The sequence below is a fragment of the Anabaena sp. EIM26 genome (assembly GCF_057568715.1).
This window is the reverse complement of sequence record NZ_CM172472.1, coordinates 950390-966338: the sequence shown is the minus strand read 5'-3', so window position 1 is coordinate 966338 and position 15949 is coordinate 950390. Positions and strand designations below refer to the sequence as shown.

At 40.1% G+C, this 15949-nt stretch carries 14 protein-coding genes, 1 tRNA gene and 1 pseudogene; 10 read left to right on the top strand and 6 right to left on the bottom strand.

The annotated features are described in order from the left end of the window. Positions 1-11 precede the first annotated feature (11 nt). The 3 genes from AC012T_RS04040 (at position 12) to AC012T_RS04030 (ending at position 2710) form a co-directional block, all read left to right on the top strand. Positions 12-82: transfer RNA gene (locus tag AC012T_RS04040), tRNA-Leu, on the top strand. 343 nt (positions 83-425) lie between these two features. Further along, entirely contained in the window at positions 426-1865 is a 1440-nt protein-coding gene (locus AC012T_RS04035; protein ID WP_487063327.1) for a vWA domain-containing protein, read from the top strand. Between the two features lie 86 nt (positions 1866-1951). Then, on the top strand, positions 1952-2710 hold the full coding sequence (locus tag AC012T_RS04030) for a hypothetical protein (RefSeq protein WP_487063325.1): 759 nt from the start codon (positions 1952-1954) through the stop codon (positions 2708-2710). Here the strand turns inward: AC012T_RS04030 and AC012T_RS04025 are convergent. Continuing rightward, positions 2707-2955 carry a hypothetical protein gene (locus AC012T_RS04025; RefSeq protein ID WP_487063323.1) on the bottom strand — a complete coding sequence of 83 codons (249 nt, stop codon included), beginning with the start codon at positions 2953-2955 and terminating at the stop codon, positions 2707-2709. The two genes, AC012T_RS04030 and AC012T_RS04025, sit on opposite strands and share 4 nt — an antisense overlap. Before the next feature lie 404 nt (positions 2956-3359). Here AC012T_RS04025 and AC012T_RS04020 point away from each other — a divergent pair, with 404 nt between their 5' ends. Both AC012T_RS04020 and AC012T_RS04015 read left to right on the top strand, forming a co-directional pair. Then, positions 3360-4190, top strand: coding sequence for a hypothetical protein (locus AC012T_RS04020; protein ID WP_487063321.1), 831 nt, complete (start codon positions 3360-3362; stop codon positions 4188-4190). An 84-nt stretch (positions 4191-4274) separates the two neighbouring features. Beyond that, positions 4275-4913 (top strand): HesA/MoeB/ThiF family protein, encoded by a 639-nt coding sequence (locus tag AC012T_RS04015; RefSeq protein WP_487063319.1) that lies wholly within the window; start codon positions 4275-4277, stop codon positions 4911-4913. 320 nt (positions 4914-5233) lie between these two features. Here AC012T_RS04015 and AC012T_RS04010 read toward each other — a convergent pair whose 3' ends face one another. Further along, a complete protein-coding gene (locus tag AC012T_RS04010) occupies positions 5234-6895 on the bottom strand; it encodes an NACHT domain-containing protein (protein WP_487063317.1) in 1662 nt (553 codons plus the stop codon). Between the two features lie 110 nt (positions 6896-7005). Next, the gene (locus tag AC012T_RS04005) at positions 7006-7122 is read right to left on the bottom strand and encodes a DUF4351 domain-containing protein (RefSeq protein WP_487063315.1); all 117 of its coding nucleotides are present in this window, start codon (positions 7120-7122) and stop codon (positions 7006-7008) included. On the opposite strand from AC012T_RS04005, the pseudogene AC012T_RS04000 reads away from it, so the two are divergent. Further along, a pseudogene (locus tag AC012T_RS04000) lies at positions 7121-7357 on the top strand (ThiF family adenylyltransferase); the annotation flags it as partial. The gene AC012T_RS04005 and the pseudogene AC012T_RS04000 overlap by 2 nt on opposite strands. 333 nt (positions 7358-7690) lie before the next feature. On the opposite strand, the gene AC012T_RS03995 reads toward AC012T_RS04000, so the two are convergent. From AC012T_RS03995 to AC012T_RS03985, 3 genes are all read right to left on the bottom strand, one after another. Then, positions 7691-8206 carry a hypothetical protein gene (locus AC012T_RS03995; protein ID WP_487063313.1) on the bottom strand — a complete coding sequence of 172 codons (516 nt, stop codon included), beginning with the start codon at positions 8204-8206 and terminating at the stop codon, positions 7691-7693. 130 nt (positions 8207-8336) lie between these two features. After that, a complete protein-coding gene (locus AC012T_RS03990) occupies positions 8337-9095 on the bottom strand; it encodes an intradiol ring-cleavage dioxygenase (protein WP_487063311.1) in 759 nt (252 codons plus the stop codon). 40 nt (positions 9096-9135) lie between these two features. Beyond that, on the bottom strand, positions 9136-9381 hold the full coding sequence (locus tag AC012T_RS03985) for a hypothetical protein (RefSeq protein WP_487063309.1): 246 nt from the start codon (positions 9379-9381) through the stop codon (positions 9136-9138). A gap of 147 nt (positions 9382-9528) precedes the next feature. Between AC012T_RS03985 and AC012T_RS03980 the strand changes: the two genes are divergently transcribed. From AC012T_RS03980 to AC012T_RS03965, 4 genes are all read left to right on the top strand, one after another. Continuing rightward, positions 9529-10206, top strand: coding sequence for a response regulator transcription factor (locus AC012T_RS03980; protein ID WP_487063307.1), 678 nt, complete (start codon positions 9529-9531; stop codon positions 10204-10206). Positions 10207-10208: 2 nt separating this feature from the next. Next, entirely contained in the window at positions 10209-11759 is a 1551-nt protein-coding gene (locus AC012T_RS03975) for a sensor histidine kinase (protein WP_487063305.1), read from the top strand. 114 nt (positions 11760-11873) lie between these two features. After that, complete coding sequence (locus AC012T_RS03970) at positions 11874-12887, top strand: helix-turn-helix transcriptional regulator (protein WP_487063303.1); 1014 nt, start codon at positions 11874-11876, stop codon at positions 12885-12887. Between the two features lie 335 nt (positions 12888-13222). Next, complete coding sequence (locus AC012T_RS03965; RefSeq protein ID WP_487063301.1) at positions 13223-15910, top strand: TonB-dependent siderophore receptor; 2688 nt, start codon at positions 13223-13225, stop codon at positions 15908-15910. Positions 15911-15949: the final 39 nt, after the last annotated feature.

The following is a 15949-nucleotide window of genomic DNA, read 5'->3' as shown; positions in this document are numbered from 1 at the left end:
CCGATAAAGCTTACATACTAGCCAAATTGGAAAAGGCACTTGACTCAGAATCAAGAGAATACGGGTTCAAATCCTGTGTGTGAATCAACAGCTTTTTCAACTTGTACGAGGTGATTCAATTTTGGATTTTAGATTTTAGATTTTGGATTTCAAATATATACAGGACTTACGCAAAAAAGAACGAAAGTAGCGGTAATTCATGAATTACCGCTACGTAATAATAAGGTTTTCAGCCACATCTTGAGTAAGTCCTGATATAGTCAAAACGGCTTAATTATTTGATTCTATAGGTAAGGGTTTAGCACTGCTAAACCCCTACACATCTCAGTTTTTCGTAATCTTGTAAAAGTCCATGTTCCAACCGTTATTAGTCTAGAAATCCAAAATCGCAAATCCGCAATCCAAAATTTTTAGAGGAGGTGATCATGAATACTAATACCGCAGAACGTGATTTGCGTTTAGAAATGCTCAATAGTTTGCTGACAACTCCTCACCGCAAACTTGAGCAAGTGGCAGAAATTCATAAATTAATTGTTGAACTTGATCCTATATTTTACGGACATTTAGCTGTTTGGTATCAGCATTATGGTGATGTTCGTGACCACAAAGAAGTATTTCTCGCTCATTTGCTCACTAGCAATTTGACTGAACACCGAGATGCTGGATTTGTGATGCTGCAAGAGTTTCCACCCTATCAGGTGGCTCGTGTGGTGGATTTTATGAAACAGCAACAAAATAAGTTGCCTCGTTCTGCTCGGACTGCGGTGCGGCTGTATCTGAAGACACGGGAAAGTAATCCGGCTTTATTCGATCGCGCGGCTTTGCGGGGTCGTAAGGCAATGAAACACCTGTATGCTTCCCTGCACATCAAGCCCAATGAACGGGCAAATGCGATTTTGTTCCGCAATACTCCGCCAACCGGTTCTTTAGCAGATATCCTAAAACAGCTTGCTAAGGCAGAAAATGGGGCAGAACAGGCTCGTTTGATTGTGGAGTTCAAAATTCCTTATGCGATCGCCATTGGTGCTATTAAACAACTTACACCTGTTGTCTTGGTGGCATTAATCAACAGTATGACTCCCCAAGAAGTGATCAATAACCTCAAGTCTATCCAGGCTAGAGGAGCAATGGATCACCCAGAAGTCAAAAAGCTGATTGACTCCAAGCTGGAAGAAGCGTCTAAGAGTGGCCGTGTCTCAGCTTTCAAAGCCCAGATTGCCGCAGATACAGCAGATTTCGACGCAGACACCGTTGCCCGTTTGGACAAGGTGACTAATGAGCAAGTAAAGCAACGGGGTGCGATCGCTCGTCCGACTGCCTTATTAGTGGACAAGTCTGGTTCAATGGAAAATGCGATCGCTGTTGGTAAACAACTTGCTGCTTTAATTTCTGGTATCACTCAGGCAGAATTGTTTGTCTATGCCTTTGACACCATTCCCTATCCTGTTACAGCCAAGGGTAAGGAGTTGACTGACTGGGAACGTGCTTTTCAGTACATCAATGCAGGTGGTGGTACTAGTATCGGTTGTGCATTGGAAGCAATGCGGAAGAAGAAGCAGGTTGTTGACCAAATTATCGTGGTAACGGATGAAGGTGAAAATGCTGCTCCTTACTTCGGTGAGGTTTACAAGAGCTATTGCCGGGAGTTGGGGGTAATGCCTAATGTGGTGATTGTCCGTGTGGGTTCTCATTACAACTGGGTGGAAACTCAACTGAAGCAGCAACAAGCACCTGTAGATACATTCACTTTCGCCGGTGACTACTACAGTTTGCCGAACCTTGTCCCACTCTTAACGCGTCCTTCTCGTCTGGATTTGCTGATGGAGATTCTGGATATGCCTTTGCCTGTAAGGGTGGATAAGTAGAATGTAAAATGGGTGCGTTATATTTATACTTGACGCGCCCAATAACCTTAAAGAAAATATTCAAACGAATTGAGGCAATTTTTTGTATGAGAATCTCTAGAACTATAGATGAATTGGTATTTCAAGTTAAAAAATATGACATTCCATTGCTACCAATAATATCCGATCAACCACTGCTAAATCTTCTTAATCTTCGAGATGCTGTGGAAACATCTGTAGATATTCTCTATCACTTACGGGATGAGGAATGTATAAGTTATGAAACTTTTAAATATGTAGAATCAGTAAAAGAATTTGGTATTTCTTCTGATGGTATTATCAGTTCTGAAAAGTCAACGTTAGTACCTGATGCTTTACTATGGGTTAAACAATTTAGGTCAAACTTTCTATCAATATTTAGTACCTATATAATAACTATATGCAGTTTAGATAGAATCCTTGATAAGACATACGAAAAATTCATGAAAGCTCTTGAAGATACTAAATATAAAAGCCTTGTTCCAAAAGAAGACTCATTGTGTAAACAACGGGAGGAAGAAATAAAACATTACACTTATCTACGGAATAAAGTATTTGCACATACATCATATGCTAACCCAAAGGCTAACCATAAAAAAATAGATGGGGAAAATTTACAATCAGCCTCACTAGCATTTTATTCAGGTAGTGGAATGAGATATGCTGAAGATCATGTCTATATCCACATAGATATTCCAGATTTTCCTTCACCAGAAAAAATAGATTTAAGCATTTTTAAAGATTATTTTGAGACAATAATTCCACACTATGAGAAATGGGCAGATATGTTTACAGAAATTTTGGAGCAACTACCGACTATAAGCTAGATTATAAGGTCTTCTCCAAAACCACTCCGACATTCTGCTTTTTCTCTATCTGCTTCTTCAGCCGTTAACAAAGGAAGACCAGAATCAATAATTTCTTGTCGAATTTGTCTTAATTTTTTACCTAACTTAGAGCCAGATTTTATCTCCTGCTTTTGGCGTTCAAGTGAATCAATAAATGCTAAAACTTTTTCTTTTTCATCTGTATTTAAAGCTTGCCATTTATCCAGCATTTGTTCGGTGATCATATTAGTTATCACTCCGATTACCAAGAATATGAATACATTCATATTGTACTTGCTAAGATTTTATTTGCATCAACATTAAAACCTATAACCCGACTGGGAATGAATTCCCAGCCTCATAGCAAAAGTCATCTAAAGATGACTAAAAATGCAAAAAAATCTCCAGTTTACTTTAGTAAACTTTAGTTATTAGCCCGGAAATTCATTTCTGGGCGGGTGTGGAGTCCAACAGATAAGCTATATATTCTGGAAAATAGCAAACTTTTAAAGGAACGAACCGCAAAGACGCGAAGAGCGCAAAGGAAGAAGGAAAGAAGAAAAATTAAAAAACTTATTTACCCATCAATTAGTAATTGACAGACTGCTAGGTTGAATTTCTAGCTGATTTTGAATAATTGGTATTAGTTATGACAAACATATTTAACCTAATCAACCAAATAGCTAATGCAGAAGCGCAGTTGTCTGAAACTCAATTCCTTGCGCCCTGTGTCAAGGGTGGACGAGTTCGCACAAGGGTAGCCGGGATGGTTTACACCTTCACACCAAAGCCTATTAAATTTGCAGGTTGGGGCATCTTTCAGGCTGTGGATGAAAAGACAGCAAAGCTTGTGGAAGAAGCAGATTTACCCCAAATTGCCGAATACTTGCAAAACTTTCCGCAAATCCGACTGCGGTTAGCACACCAACTGCAAAAACAAACTTGGTTAGCATACCCTGTAAATGAAGCAGATATGCGTCAACGGTTGAAAGTCGTTAAACCGATCGCATTACATTTAGTAACTGAGGGTGTTGTCTTTGAGCAAATCATAGCTCGTTGGGATGGTCAATCCTGCTGGTTTGAGGAAGTTGATCGCCGTACTGATCCTGAAATTGTGGAAGTTCTGCAATCTGCTGTGAAAAAATTCACCCCGATACAGGAATTGCAGTTCAAAGGCATTACTCCAGAAATCCGCACAGTGTATGAATTAGCAAGTCAGCGGATTGATGGTTTTACTCAACCCCAACAGGATGAAAGACGATTGAGAAAGGCATTACAGATGGGGGGTGGTACTTTAACTCAATTCCATGATCGCGGTGATTATTGGACCGTTGATTGGACAACTAGTGATGGTGTTCGTCATAGTAGTGCGATCGCTAAATCTGATTTAACTGTTGTCAGTTCTGGTATTTGTCTGAGTGGACGCGATCGCGATTTTGACTTGCAATCCTTAGTAGCTGTAATGGAACAAAAAGAGTAGTGACACCAAGTTAAAAAATGATGGCGACAGATTCAATCAATTTCTTTCGCAATCCAAAATCCAAAATCTAAAATCCAAAATCGAATGAGCATCTTTTTTCACGAACAGCTTTACCGCAGCAATGCTGTAATGACAAAGCTCAAAAACTATCCTGTAACCATTTGTGGTGCTGGAGCATTAGGAGCTAACATTGTTGAGAACTTAGCTCGATCTGGTTTTGATAAACTGACGGTGATTGATTGCGATCGCATAGAAGAACGTAATCTTTCAACTCAGCCTTACTATCGTGCCGATGTGGGAGCATTTAAGGCGAAGATTTTAGCCAACAATTTATATCGAGCAATTGGCACTAAAGTTGATGCTAAAACAAAGGAATTGACATCAGCAAATACAAATCAATTACTTCAAAATAGCCAGTTAATTATTGATGCCTTTGACAACAGTGTGGCACGTCAAGCAGTGAAAGATTATGCTGTTCAAAAAAGCATTTCTTGTCTTCATGCTGGGCTATCATCTGATTATGCAGAAGTAATTTGGAATGATGTTTATCGTGTTCCCTCTGGAGTTAATGATGATGTTTGTGATTATCCATTGGCACGAAATCTAGTCATGTTAACGGTTGCTGTGGCTTGTGAGGCAATTATCTCCTTCATTGCTACAGCAGAACAGCGTAATTTCACCATTACCCTCAAGGATTTGACTGTTCAATCTTTTTTTGAATAAGTAGCCAATTGTCCCAGTCAGATGTTTACTGTAATCTTGTTAAAGATTTTGTTGTTTTTCTATCCGGTTTTTCGAGCTTTCATTCGCATGAATTAGGAGGAAGACATCTGAGCATTTATGTAACAATAACCTGAACAGTTTTTATATAGAATTTGTATTCACAATCTATTTTTGATAAAAATCGTACAATTTATTTTTACATGATGCTTTATAAGCAATGTCTAATCTCAAAAGGGTGAAAGCACTAATTTAGAAATTACGTCTCTGTGGCTAGTAGAGATGAGTAAATCAAAACTTAACACCTAGTTTTGAAAATCTGGTTAATCAAGGTGGCATCTGACGTAGGCGTTGTCGATTTCGTTGGCGTTGGCGTAGGCGTAGGCGATCGCCACTGCACGTTTACCCACTGGTTTATAATCACCCTGAGAGCCTACTGTAACTTGTTCTGACCAATTTAATAAGGCTTGCAGTTTTGGTGTATTGATGTATTTTTGTGCTTCCTTTTCCATCAACGACAGCAACTCATCTGCACCACCCCGCATTACTCCAGCAACTAATAAAAATACCTCTTTCCATCTTTTATCTATCAGGTGTTCAGTGACTAATTTCTCAACTAAGCGATGATCATCAATATATTGTGCTGCTAAATATTCCTGTAGCGTCAAATGAGAAAAAGAAAATACATCTTCTGCACGTTCTACTAAAATTCCTTGTTGCACTGCAATAGCATTTAAAACTTTTTCACCATCTAAATGCTGTGGTGCATTCAAATTACTGGCTAGAAATGTTTTGATTTGTTCCACAATTTCCCGTTGGGAGAAAAACAGGCGATTAGATTCAAAACCTGTATAAGCAATTTCTGAAAGCAATAATTCCTCTAGTTCTGTATGCAGTCCTTGATAAATATCATCTCGCAGAATTCGCTTTTCAGAAGCCCATTCTTCTAATAATATTCGCAACGCCTTTTTATATAACACACTGCGAGTATTAGGAAAATTTTGCGAACGGTCATATACTAAACAGAGAAAAGTCAGTAATAAAGGCGTGTGTGCCAACTCTTTCGCAGCTTGATTTTCTGGCTTTTGCAATAATTCCCAGCATTTATCCCCCGTTTTCGCTTGTTTATCATCTTCTCCATGAAACCAGTTTTTAATAAATTGCTGAATTTGTTCATCATCAAAATCAGCCATAGCCACATCGCTAAACCGCCGGAAATTATGGCGATAAGCTGCTGTGCGACAAGAAGCTATAAACCGATTTCTATCATGTTTATCAACAAAGTTTTGAATTTGGTTAATTACCTCAGTCAAATTTTGACTAGGAACTTCATCCAACCCATCCAGAAGAATTAATAATTTACCTTGTTCCAAAGCTTTAGATGTAAACTTATCTGGAACTGGAAAACCACAAATATCAAACTCATCAATAATACATTTTTCAATATTACTCTCACTAGATGCAAACTTTTTTAATTCGATAAAAACCGGAATACAGCCATGTTTAAATTTTCCTTTTTTACCTTTGAGTGCTTCCAGTCCCATTTTCCGTAAAAAGGTAGACTTTCCCGCACCTGGTTGACCCAAAACCATCAGATATTGTTTTTCATTAGCGACTTTAATTCCTGCTTGTTTTTCGCAATTTTGAGAATTAAACTTCCGGCTTTTAGCTTCACGATATACTTCTTCTAATTTTTCGATAGATGCAAAACTACGAATAGCATCATCATTTAAAAACTGCACTGCTGTATAGACTGACTCAAGCTTGACAGGTTCACGCATTCCTAAAACTTTGAGAATACCGTGTCTTTCTTCATAGTTCTGGACATATTGCTTGGAAGCATTAAAGATCACCTCTTTGGTTGTTTCATCCAAAGTTTTACCAAACATTCCCAAAAACCTACCACCGCTTCCCCACAGAGACTGGAAAATAGGAACTGCTAAACCGCTAACACCTGATATTACCCAAGGTTCAATGCCTGTCATAATGGTGAGTCAGTGAATATATCTAAAAAATCTAGTTAAATATTATTATCCTTACTTAAACCCCATTATGACAACCAAAACCACATTTAACTCCTGGGTAAATTATTTTATTAATTGATTTGCGCTTCTAGCCAAGATGACAAATCAGCTACACTGTTAAAATCCAAAAGTGCTTCACTCAAATATTCCAAAACAGGCAAAGGTAAGCCAGAAATTGAAGAATGCATTCCTTGTCTTCATGCTGGGCTATCGGCTGATTATGCAGAAGTAATTTGGAATGATGTTTATCGTGTTCCTTCTGAGGTTAATGATGATGTCTGTGATTATCCATTGGCACGAAATCTAGTCATGTTAACGGTTGCTGTGGCTTGTGAGGCAATTATCTCCTTCATTGCTACAGCAGAACAGCGGAACTTTACCATTACCCTTAAGGATTTAACTATTCAATCTTTCTTGGATTAGGTTGCCAGACTTTTACGAGTTATGTTTAGCTCAATTGTATCTAAATCAAAGAACGTAAACCTTAAAATCTGGCAAAAGTTCTAGCTATTCAGCAAATATTTTTCCCAATTTCACTAATTTTGATGAAATCAAAAAAGTCGAAACTCAATTGGAAGTTCCTTATTCACCTGAGTTCGACATAAGATAATTTGTGGAAAACTCGCCCCCAGTAGGAGTCTCAAACCCTTATCCTCTCGATTGAAAAAATCATAACTCCGTTCGCGTAGCGTCTCCGTTCGGCGAAGCCGTGCCGTAGGCATAGGAGAAACTCCGAACACCGAACTCAGGTTTATTCTACCTGGTTGCGGGAGTCGCACTGCGATCGCTTGGAGGATGAGCAGGAACACCCAAGGCATCTTTTAACTGTTGTTCAGTTACACCCAATTTTGTCGCCGCTGCTTTAAAATCCGGGCGTGGTGGTCGCTGATTTTTGTCACCTTGACTGGGAGGATGAGCAGGAACACCCAAAGCATCTTTTAACTGTTGTTCAGTTACACCCAATTTTGTCGCCGCTGCCTTAAAATCCGGGCGGGGTGGTCGCTGATTTTTGTCACCTTGACTGGGAGGATGAGCAGGAACACCCAAAGCATCTTTTAACTGTTGTTCAGTTACACCCAACTTTGTCGCCGCTGCTTTAAAATCCGGGCGGGGTGGTCGCTGCTCTCCATCTGGTCGTGCGTTGGGCGATGGTGCAGCTTGGGCAATTTGATAGGATGGATTAGCAGCATTTACCTGATTCAGCAAAATTAAACTAAATGTACCAGCCGTTGCTGCAATTGCTGTCACGATTACTACTTTATTAAGCTTCATGGTCATTCTCCAATAGATGAGATGGTTTAAGTTAGATGGTTGATATTTCTGATTTAAGCAACTAAAAATTACAGTTTGCCTTGTGTCTGAATTACAATTTTGTAATTTTTGTGCTTAAGATAAAATCCAATCAAGTCATTTGAAGTCCAACATCAAAGGTTGCCGCGTAACCTTGTGCATTTTTGGTAAGCTTGAGCAACATTTGCTCACCACCACCAGCAAAAATTCCGTCGTCAGCATTTTTTAGCGATCGCACTCCCTTGCTGGCGTAGGGTGCTTGGCTGTAAATGCGATCGCTTATTGCATCATCAAAATATAGCTGGGACGTAAATTCATAACTTTGCCCTGATCTCCCATTTGTGCGGACTTTAAAGTGGATATGCACAGTTCTTCCTTGATACCAACCAGGGTAAATAGTGGTGAACTGGACATTTCCTTTAGCATCCGTTACTTGATAGCCACGCAAGAATTTTTTGCCCACGGTATTAAATCTTCTGTCTGCTACATCGGAATAAACACCCAATGCATCACAGTGCCAAACATCCACGATTGCACCTACCAAAGGTGTACAACCATTACTGCCTAAGAGGGAAACGTGCAGTGTCAGTTGCAGTGGTACGCCATCTTTCACCGAACCATCTGACGGATCGGAACGGATATCAGAACGGTTAAGTTTCTCGTCTATGAAATACGGCCCTTCAGTTTGCTCTGGACTCACGACACAGGCAGGTGTAGATGATGTTTGGATAGCTACATTAGACTGTACTTGTGTGGAAATAGACTTTTTTGATGTGCATCCCACCACAAGTATTGCTGTTCCGGTTGCTCTAAATAGAGCAAGTACTTCTCTTCTAGTTAAAATTCGACCTAATTGGTGCTGATTTTTCATGATGAGCAATTTTTAATTATTCGTAAATTGCGAATTACGATCAACGGTTATTCGGTCTTGGCTGATTGTGATCTGCACCCTGTTGCGGTTGGGAATGGCGATGTTTCACCCGTGGTTTTTTCTTACGTCTTTGCAATTCCTTCTGGCGACTGTAGGGCTGTTGTGCGATTTGTGGATTGCGAGCAGATGGAGTTTCTGCGATCGCTTGATTGGGTGCAATAAAACCAAATATCCCAATCACTAAGGGAATTGCCGCTACGGCTAACACTCTCCGAATATTCATCATAATTAACCTCGAAAATTACTGTTGCTGACATTTCTAATTAATCCACCTCAAAATTACAGATGACCTACTTTCTGAATTACAATTTTGTAATTTGAGCTATGGAGCAATGAATCTAAAATGGAGCAATAAATGAAGTAATAAATACGTGTGAATATTCTATTTGTTGAAGATGAAGCAAAAATTGCTAACTTCGTCCGGGCTGGACTGAAGGAGCAGGGATTTGTCGTGGACTACTGCAACAACGGTGATGAAGGGTATCTGCGGGCATTAGATAACGAATATGATGCCATTATTCTTGACATTATGGTGCCGGGAAAAGATGGACTGTCGATTCTCAAACAACTGCGGCGAGAAGGTCGCAATACTCCGGTGATTTTATTAACGGCTCGTAATGAACTAGACGATCGCTTGGCAGGTCTAAACTTGGGAGCAGATGATTACATTGCTAAACCGTTTTTTGTGGAAGAATTAGCGGCTCGTATTCATGCAGTTGTGCGTCGGAGTGTAGGAGAACGTCAAAATCTCCTTGCAGTTGGGCCAATCAAACTTGATCGCATCACACGAGAAATAACTTGCAATCAACGAGCAATAGAACTCACCAGCCGCGAGTTTAATCTTTTGGAATATTTCATGCGCTCTCCCGGACGAGTTTTCACCCGTACCCAAATCTTAGAACACATTTGGGGCTATGACTTTAACCCCAACACCAACGTTGTAGATGTATGTATCCAGCGAATTCGTAAAAAAATTGACCCCATTGATGAAGCCAGTTGGATTGAAAGTATTCGTGGTGTTGGCTATCGGTTTCGCAAACCAGAATCTTGATCATGAAACAATTACGCTCGTTTCGACTCCGAATTGCTCTGTTGTCTGCGGCTCTAGCTGGCAGTACATTAGTCGGGTTTGGTGCAATTTCCTGGTTGCAGATTTACAATGCCAAGATTAGCCAACTCGATGCCGAACTGTTAAATCAGTTGATGCGAGCCAGCCGTCCACCTGAAAAAGAGCGATCGCCTATTCCCAGGAACTTCCTCTCTATGCCTCCAGGAGAGCGTAGCCCATCTCTGCGCCCAGAATTGCTATTCTTTGGTTCGGGAACCAATATCAAAACCCCCATCGCCCTGCTGATAATTGACGCAAACGGCAATACAGTCTCTCAATTTAACTCTCTAGCTGCTGATATTGAGGTGAACAATCTGTTGGTTAAGCGTCTTCAATTAACACCTCTACCACCTCCTCCTAGAGAACAACCAAATTCTCGGCCTTTTCGCCCACTTCCTCTGCAATTTGTCATTGCACAGACAGCAACAGCGACTTGGCGGATTGGAGCCGCTAAATTTCCCAATACTCAGGTGGCGATCGCTGTGAGTCTGCAAGCTGTCAATTTAGAGATGGCTACAATTCGGAATATCTTCTTGGTTTCCATTCCAGTGGCTTTGCTCATGGTTGCGATTGGAGCATGGTTAATTTCTGGGGGGGCGTTGCGTCCTATCGGTCAATTAACGGGTGTCATTCAACAGGTGACAGTCAAAGGATTAGATCAGCGAATTCCTATTGGGACAACGGATGTTGAGTTTGTCGAACTGATTCAGGTATTTAACCAAATGCTGTCACGTCTGGAGCGTAGTTTTACCCAAGCTTCCCGCTTTAGTGCTGATGCTGCCCATGAACTCAAAACTCCACTGACTATTCTCCAAGGTGAACTAGAAAGAACTTTGCAACAGGTTGACTCAGGAAGTGAAGTACAACAGCGTTTAAGCAATCTTTTGGATGAAGTGCGCCGTCTCAGTGGAATTATCCGCAAACTTTTGCTGTTATCTTTAGCAGATGCCGGACAAATGAGCTTGTATCTGGTTGAGGTAGATATGTCACAGTTGCTCATTGAGATGGTAGAGGATGTAGAACTGCTGGCTCCTCACTTGAGCCTACAAACTGATATTCCTGCTGGACTTAAGGTACAGGGCGATCGCGATTTGCTCATGCAAGTTTTGCAAAACCTGTTGAGTAATGCCATTAAATACAATCTTGCCGACGGTTGGATCAAGATTTATGCACAGCAAAAGCTAACAAATATCCATATCACCATCGCCAATGCATCAAAAGATATTCCTGCAAGCGATCGTGATCGTCTTTTTGACCGCTTCTATCGCGGTGATCCAGCACATACCCGCAAGGTTGAAGGACTAGGACTAGGACTGAGTTTAGCTCGTGAAATTGCTCGCGCCCATCGTGGCAACCTCACCCTAAATCCCATATCTGAAGCTCAAACTGCATTTACCTTGACGTTGCCAATAGACATAGGAGTGAAAAAGATTGTAGAGACGAGAATCCCTACCCAGATAACGTCTCTACAAGGGTTTCAATTCACGCACATTTAATTCTCACTCCTATGTCTATTGGTTCATAAGAGACAACGTACTTGATTTTCTGTGGTATTAATTACACAATAAATTATTGAGAAAAAATACTATTAGTTATCAAGTAGGATCGCCATGACAGTTTCGGTTTCACAACAAGCTTATGCAGATTTAGTTGAAGAAGCTCAACATAATGGTGAAATTATCCATCATCAAACTGCTTTTGAAAGAATTTATAGATTACCAAAGTGTTTTGGCAGAGGAGTTGATCACATCACCAAGCTGCGTAACGGACTGATTATTCATATTCAAGAAATCCAACTGCGGCAACCCTTAATACTAGAAAGACAGCATGAGTCTTCATTTCCACTCACGGCAAAATTTTATCTATCCGGTAGTTCTAGAATCAAAACTCCTGGAGCTATAGGTATTAAAGATGACTATGAAGAAACCTCTGGTTATAACTACATTTACTACCTACCCAATATCTTAGAATACGAGGAATGGCAAGCCGAAGAACAAATTCAGTTGGTAATGATTTATGGAGATATCGACTATTTCAAATTGTTTAATTTAGATGATCAATTTTTGCCAGAAAGCTTGCGGCAGATAATTAAAGCCGGTGAACCAGCACAGTTTCATCAATGCCTTGGCAAAAACACTATGGCAATGGAACAAGTCCTCCAGCAAATCCTGCATTGTCCTTATCAGGGAATTACCCGGCAAATGTATCTTGAAGCCAAAGCGCTGGAATTATTAATTTTACAGTTTACCAATTGCACAGAAACCCCACATCAATCAACTGCCGCAAAGTTACGAAAAGATGACATTGAGCGACTAGATGCAGCAAAAGATATTTTGATACGCACAATGAATAATCCCCCAACCCTATTAGAGTTAGCCCGACAGGTAGGACTTAACGAGCGCAAACTAAAACAGGGATTTCGCCAAGTCTTTGGCACAACAGTTTTCGGCTACCTACAAGATTATCGGTTACAGCAAGCCCAACAGTTGCTGAAAAAACGGGACATGTCAATTGCCAGAGTTGCCACAGCCATAGGTTATACGAATCCTGAGGCCTTTAGCGTGGCATTCCGACGCAAATTTGCAGTCGGTCCCAAAGCTTATCAAATGAGTAAAAATTACTAGGACTTATGCACAAGCTCAAACCCTGATGATATCTCGTTCCCAGGCTCTGATTGGGAATGCTATTACAGAGGCTCTGCCTCTGTTTTCAGAGAAGGCAGAGCCTTCTAGAATTCATTCCCATACAGAGTATGGGAACGAGAAACGAGAAAACCTAAATTCTAATTACAAACTTTTTTCAAGAAAGTCCGTTTCACAAAGAAAAAAGTCCGTTTCACAAAGAAATTCCAGAGGTTAACTTCGTATAATTTTTTCACTCACTTTTGCAAAAGATTCTTAACTAATAGCTAACTAGCCTGATCGGGGTTTAGTTGCAAGGATTTGTCAGGACGTAAAATATGAAGATCTCAATTTTCCTAGCAGGAGCATTAGCCCTTGTCGCTGTTCAACCTGTATGGGCAGAAAGTATCAGCAAAATGGAAGTGGAAGGCAAAAAATCCCTCACTCCCACCAAAAAAAGACAGAAGGTTATAGAAGGGCAAATAGACAATATTCCCTATCTCAGTGAATTTGTTAGTCCCACTAGGACTGTAAAAGGATGGCTGTCTCAAGCAAATTCAGCAGTTATACAGGTAACTGGTGTGAAAGCTAATCCCACCGATAAAGGTGTAGAGATACTTCTAGAAACTTCCCAAGGAGACAAATTACAACTTACAAATCGCAGTACTGGTAATAGCTACATCGCTGATATTGCTAATGCACAACTACGTTTACCGAGTGGAGAATCCTTCACATTTCGTTCTGAAAATCCAATAGCAGGCATTACTGAGATTACTGCCACAAATCAAGATAATAATACTATCCGAGTCAGCATAATTGGTGAAACAAGTTTACCAACTGCCGAGTTGTTTGATAGTGATGAGGGATTAATTTTTGGTTTGACACCTGTTGTCGCTTCATCACCACCCCAACAGCCAGCAACTCAAGAGGGTGAAACCCAACCAGAACAGCCATCAGCAGCAGCACAGAATCCAGCAACTCAAGAGGGTGAAACCCAGCCAGAACAGCCATCAGCGGCAGCAGACGAGCCAATTGAATTGGTGGTGACAGGTGTACAAGATAGATATCGCATACCAAATAGCTCAACAGCAACTAGAACAGACACACCTCTTCGTGATATTCCGCAAGGGATTCAAATCATTCCTCGTCAGGTGATTGAAGATCAGCAAGTGACCCGACTAGATGAAGCTTTACGAAATAGTAGCAGTGTGACCTTTGGTGGGACAAATATTGGTAGAGACGTTTTATTTAGTATTAGAGGTTTTGATCGCGCTCAAATCTTGCGCGATGGTTTTAATCAATTTCGCAGTGGAGGGATTCCAGAAACCACAAATTTGCAGCAAATCGAAGTTTTGAAAGGGCCGGCTTCTGTTTTGTATGGTGATATTCAACCAGGAGGAATAGTCAACCTAGTAACAAAAAAGCCGTTATCCGAACCTTTTTACGAAATTCAAACTCAGTTTGGTAGCCGTGGTTTATTTAGACCCAGTATTGATTTTTCTGGGCCGTTAACTGCAAATGGAAATTTACTTTATCGGTTAAATGCGCTTTATCAAACCAGCGAAAGTTTTCAGAATTTAGATAATAATGTCAATCGTTTCTTCATTTCGCCGATTTTAACTTGGAAAATTAGTGATAGTACCGATTTTACGTTGGATTTGGAATATTTAAATGATCGAAGACCAGCATCACCAGGTATACCTGCCTTTGGTAACAGAGTTGCCAATATCCCTTTTAATCGCATCATTAATGAACCTGATGATGTAGTGGAAGAGGATTTTTTCAAAATAGGATATACGATAGAGCATCGTTTTAGTGAAAACTGGAAATTAAATAATGCTTTTAGATATTTGCAGCAGAATATCTTGGCTGATGTAGCTTATGTTACGTCAGTGGATACAACAACTGGTATTGCTGACCGTAATTGGGCTATGCAAAAAGATGATTCTCGCAATATTTCTTTTCAGACAAATGTAGTAGGTGAATTTACCACAGGGCCGATTAAGCATAAACTATTAACCGGCATAGATTTGAGTAGATTTGACAATTTTTTCTATACAATATTTGATTTTGCCACGTCTATACCCATAGACATATTCAACCCAGTATACAGAGCATATACCAGACCAAGACGGGAAGATATACCTGTGCTGAATGATAGTAAAGCACAGACAGATAGACTAGGTTTTTATCTTCAAGATCAGCTTTCTTTGTCTGATAATTTGATAGTATTGGCAGGTTTTCGCTATGATACAGTCAACCAAACCAATATCAACAACCAGTCTGGTTCTGAGCAAACTCAATATAGTGATGCTTTTAGTCCACGTTTAGGTATTGTTTATAAGCCAATTGAAGAAATTTCTCTCTATGCCAGCTATTCACGCTCATTTACTCCCAATACAGGGGTTACGGTAAATAATGATTTTCTGCAACCGGAACGTGGTCAAGGATATGAAGTTGGTGTCAAAGCTGATTTATTTAAAGGAAAACTGTTTACAAGTTTGGCATACTTTGACATAACGAAACAAAATGTAGTTACTGAAGATTTAAATGCTCCTGGTCTGGGATTTTCTGTAGCGACTGGTGAACAAAAAAGTCAAGGTATAGAATTTGATCTCAGCGGTGAAATTTTGCCTGGGTGGAATGTCATTGCTTCTTACGCATATATTGATGCTAGGGTAACAAAGGATAACACCATACCAATTGGTAATCGGTTACAAGATATCCCCAAAAATAGCGCTAATCTCTGGACAACATACGAAATCCAAAAAGGTGGTTTGCAAGGATTGGGTTTTGGAATTGGAGTAAATTATGTGGATAGCAGGGCAGGTGATTTACAAAATAGCTTTGAGGTAGACAGTTATTGGCTGACGAATGCTGCAATTTTTTATCGCAAAAATAACTGGCGAGTTGGACTCAATTTTAAAAATGTTTTTGACATTGATTACATTTCAGGTGTATCGTTTGACGGAAATGACCCTGGAGAACCGTTTACGGTAGTTGGCTCAATTTCGGTGAAGTTTTAGATGATGATGCTTCCTATCTCCTGGATAAGTCGCATATTC

Bases quoted from the DNA above. Each gene is read 5' to 3' on its own strand.
- AC012T_RS04035 (WP_487063327.1), top strand. From the start codon at position 426: ATGAATACTAATACCGCAGAACGTGATTTGCGTTTAGAAATGCTCAAT.
- AC012T_RS04030 (WP_487063325.1), top strand. From the start codon at position 1,952: ATGAGAATCTCTAGAACTATAGATGAATTGGTATTTCAAGTTAAAAAA.
- AC012T_RS04025 (WP_487063323.1), bottom strand. From the start codon at position 2,955: ATGATCACCGAACAAATGCTGGATAAATGGCAAGCTTTAAATACAGAT.
- AC012T_RS04020 (WP_487063321.1), top strand. From the start codon at position 3,360: ATGACAAACATATTTAACCTAATCAACCAAATAGCTAATGCAGAAGCG.
- AC012T_RS04015 (WP_487063319.1), top strand. From the start codon at position 4,275: ATGAGCATCTTTTTTCACGAACAGCTTTACCGCAGCAATGCTGTAATG.
- AC012T_RS04010 (WP_487063317.1), bottom strand. From the start codon at position 6,895: ATGACAGGCATTGAACCTTGGGTAATATCAGGTGTTAGCGGTTTAGCA.
- AC012T_RS04005 (WP_487063315.1), bottom strand. From the start codon at position 7,122: ATGCATTCTTCAATTTCTGGCTTACCTTTGCCTGTTTTGGAATATTTG.
- AC012T_RS03995 (WP_487063313.1), bottom strand. From the start codon at position 8,206: ATGAAGCTTAATAAAGTAGTAATCGTGACAGCAATTGCAGCAACGGCT.
- AC012T_RS03990 (WP_487063311.1), bottom strand. From the start codon at position 9,095: ATGAAAAATCAGCACCAATTAGGTCGAATTTTAACTAGAAGAGAAGTA.
- AC012T_RS03985 (WP_487063309.1), bottom strand. From the start codon at position 9,381: ATGATGAATATTCGGAGAGTGTTAGCCGTAGCGGCAATTCCCTTAGTG.
- AC012T_RS03975 (WP_487063305.1), top strand. From the start codon at position 10,209: ATGAAACAATTACGCTCGTTTCGACTCCGAATTGCTCTGTTGTCTGCG.
- AC012T_RS03970 (WP_487063303.1), top strand. From the start codon at position 11,874: ATGACAGTTTCGGTTTCACAACAAGCTTATGCAGATTTAGTTGAAGAA.
- AC012T_RS03965 (WP_487063301.1), top strand. From the start codon at position 13,223: ATGAAGATCTCAATTTTCCTAGCAGGAGCATTAGCCCTTGTCGCTGTT.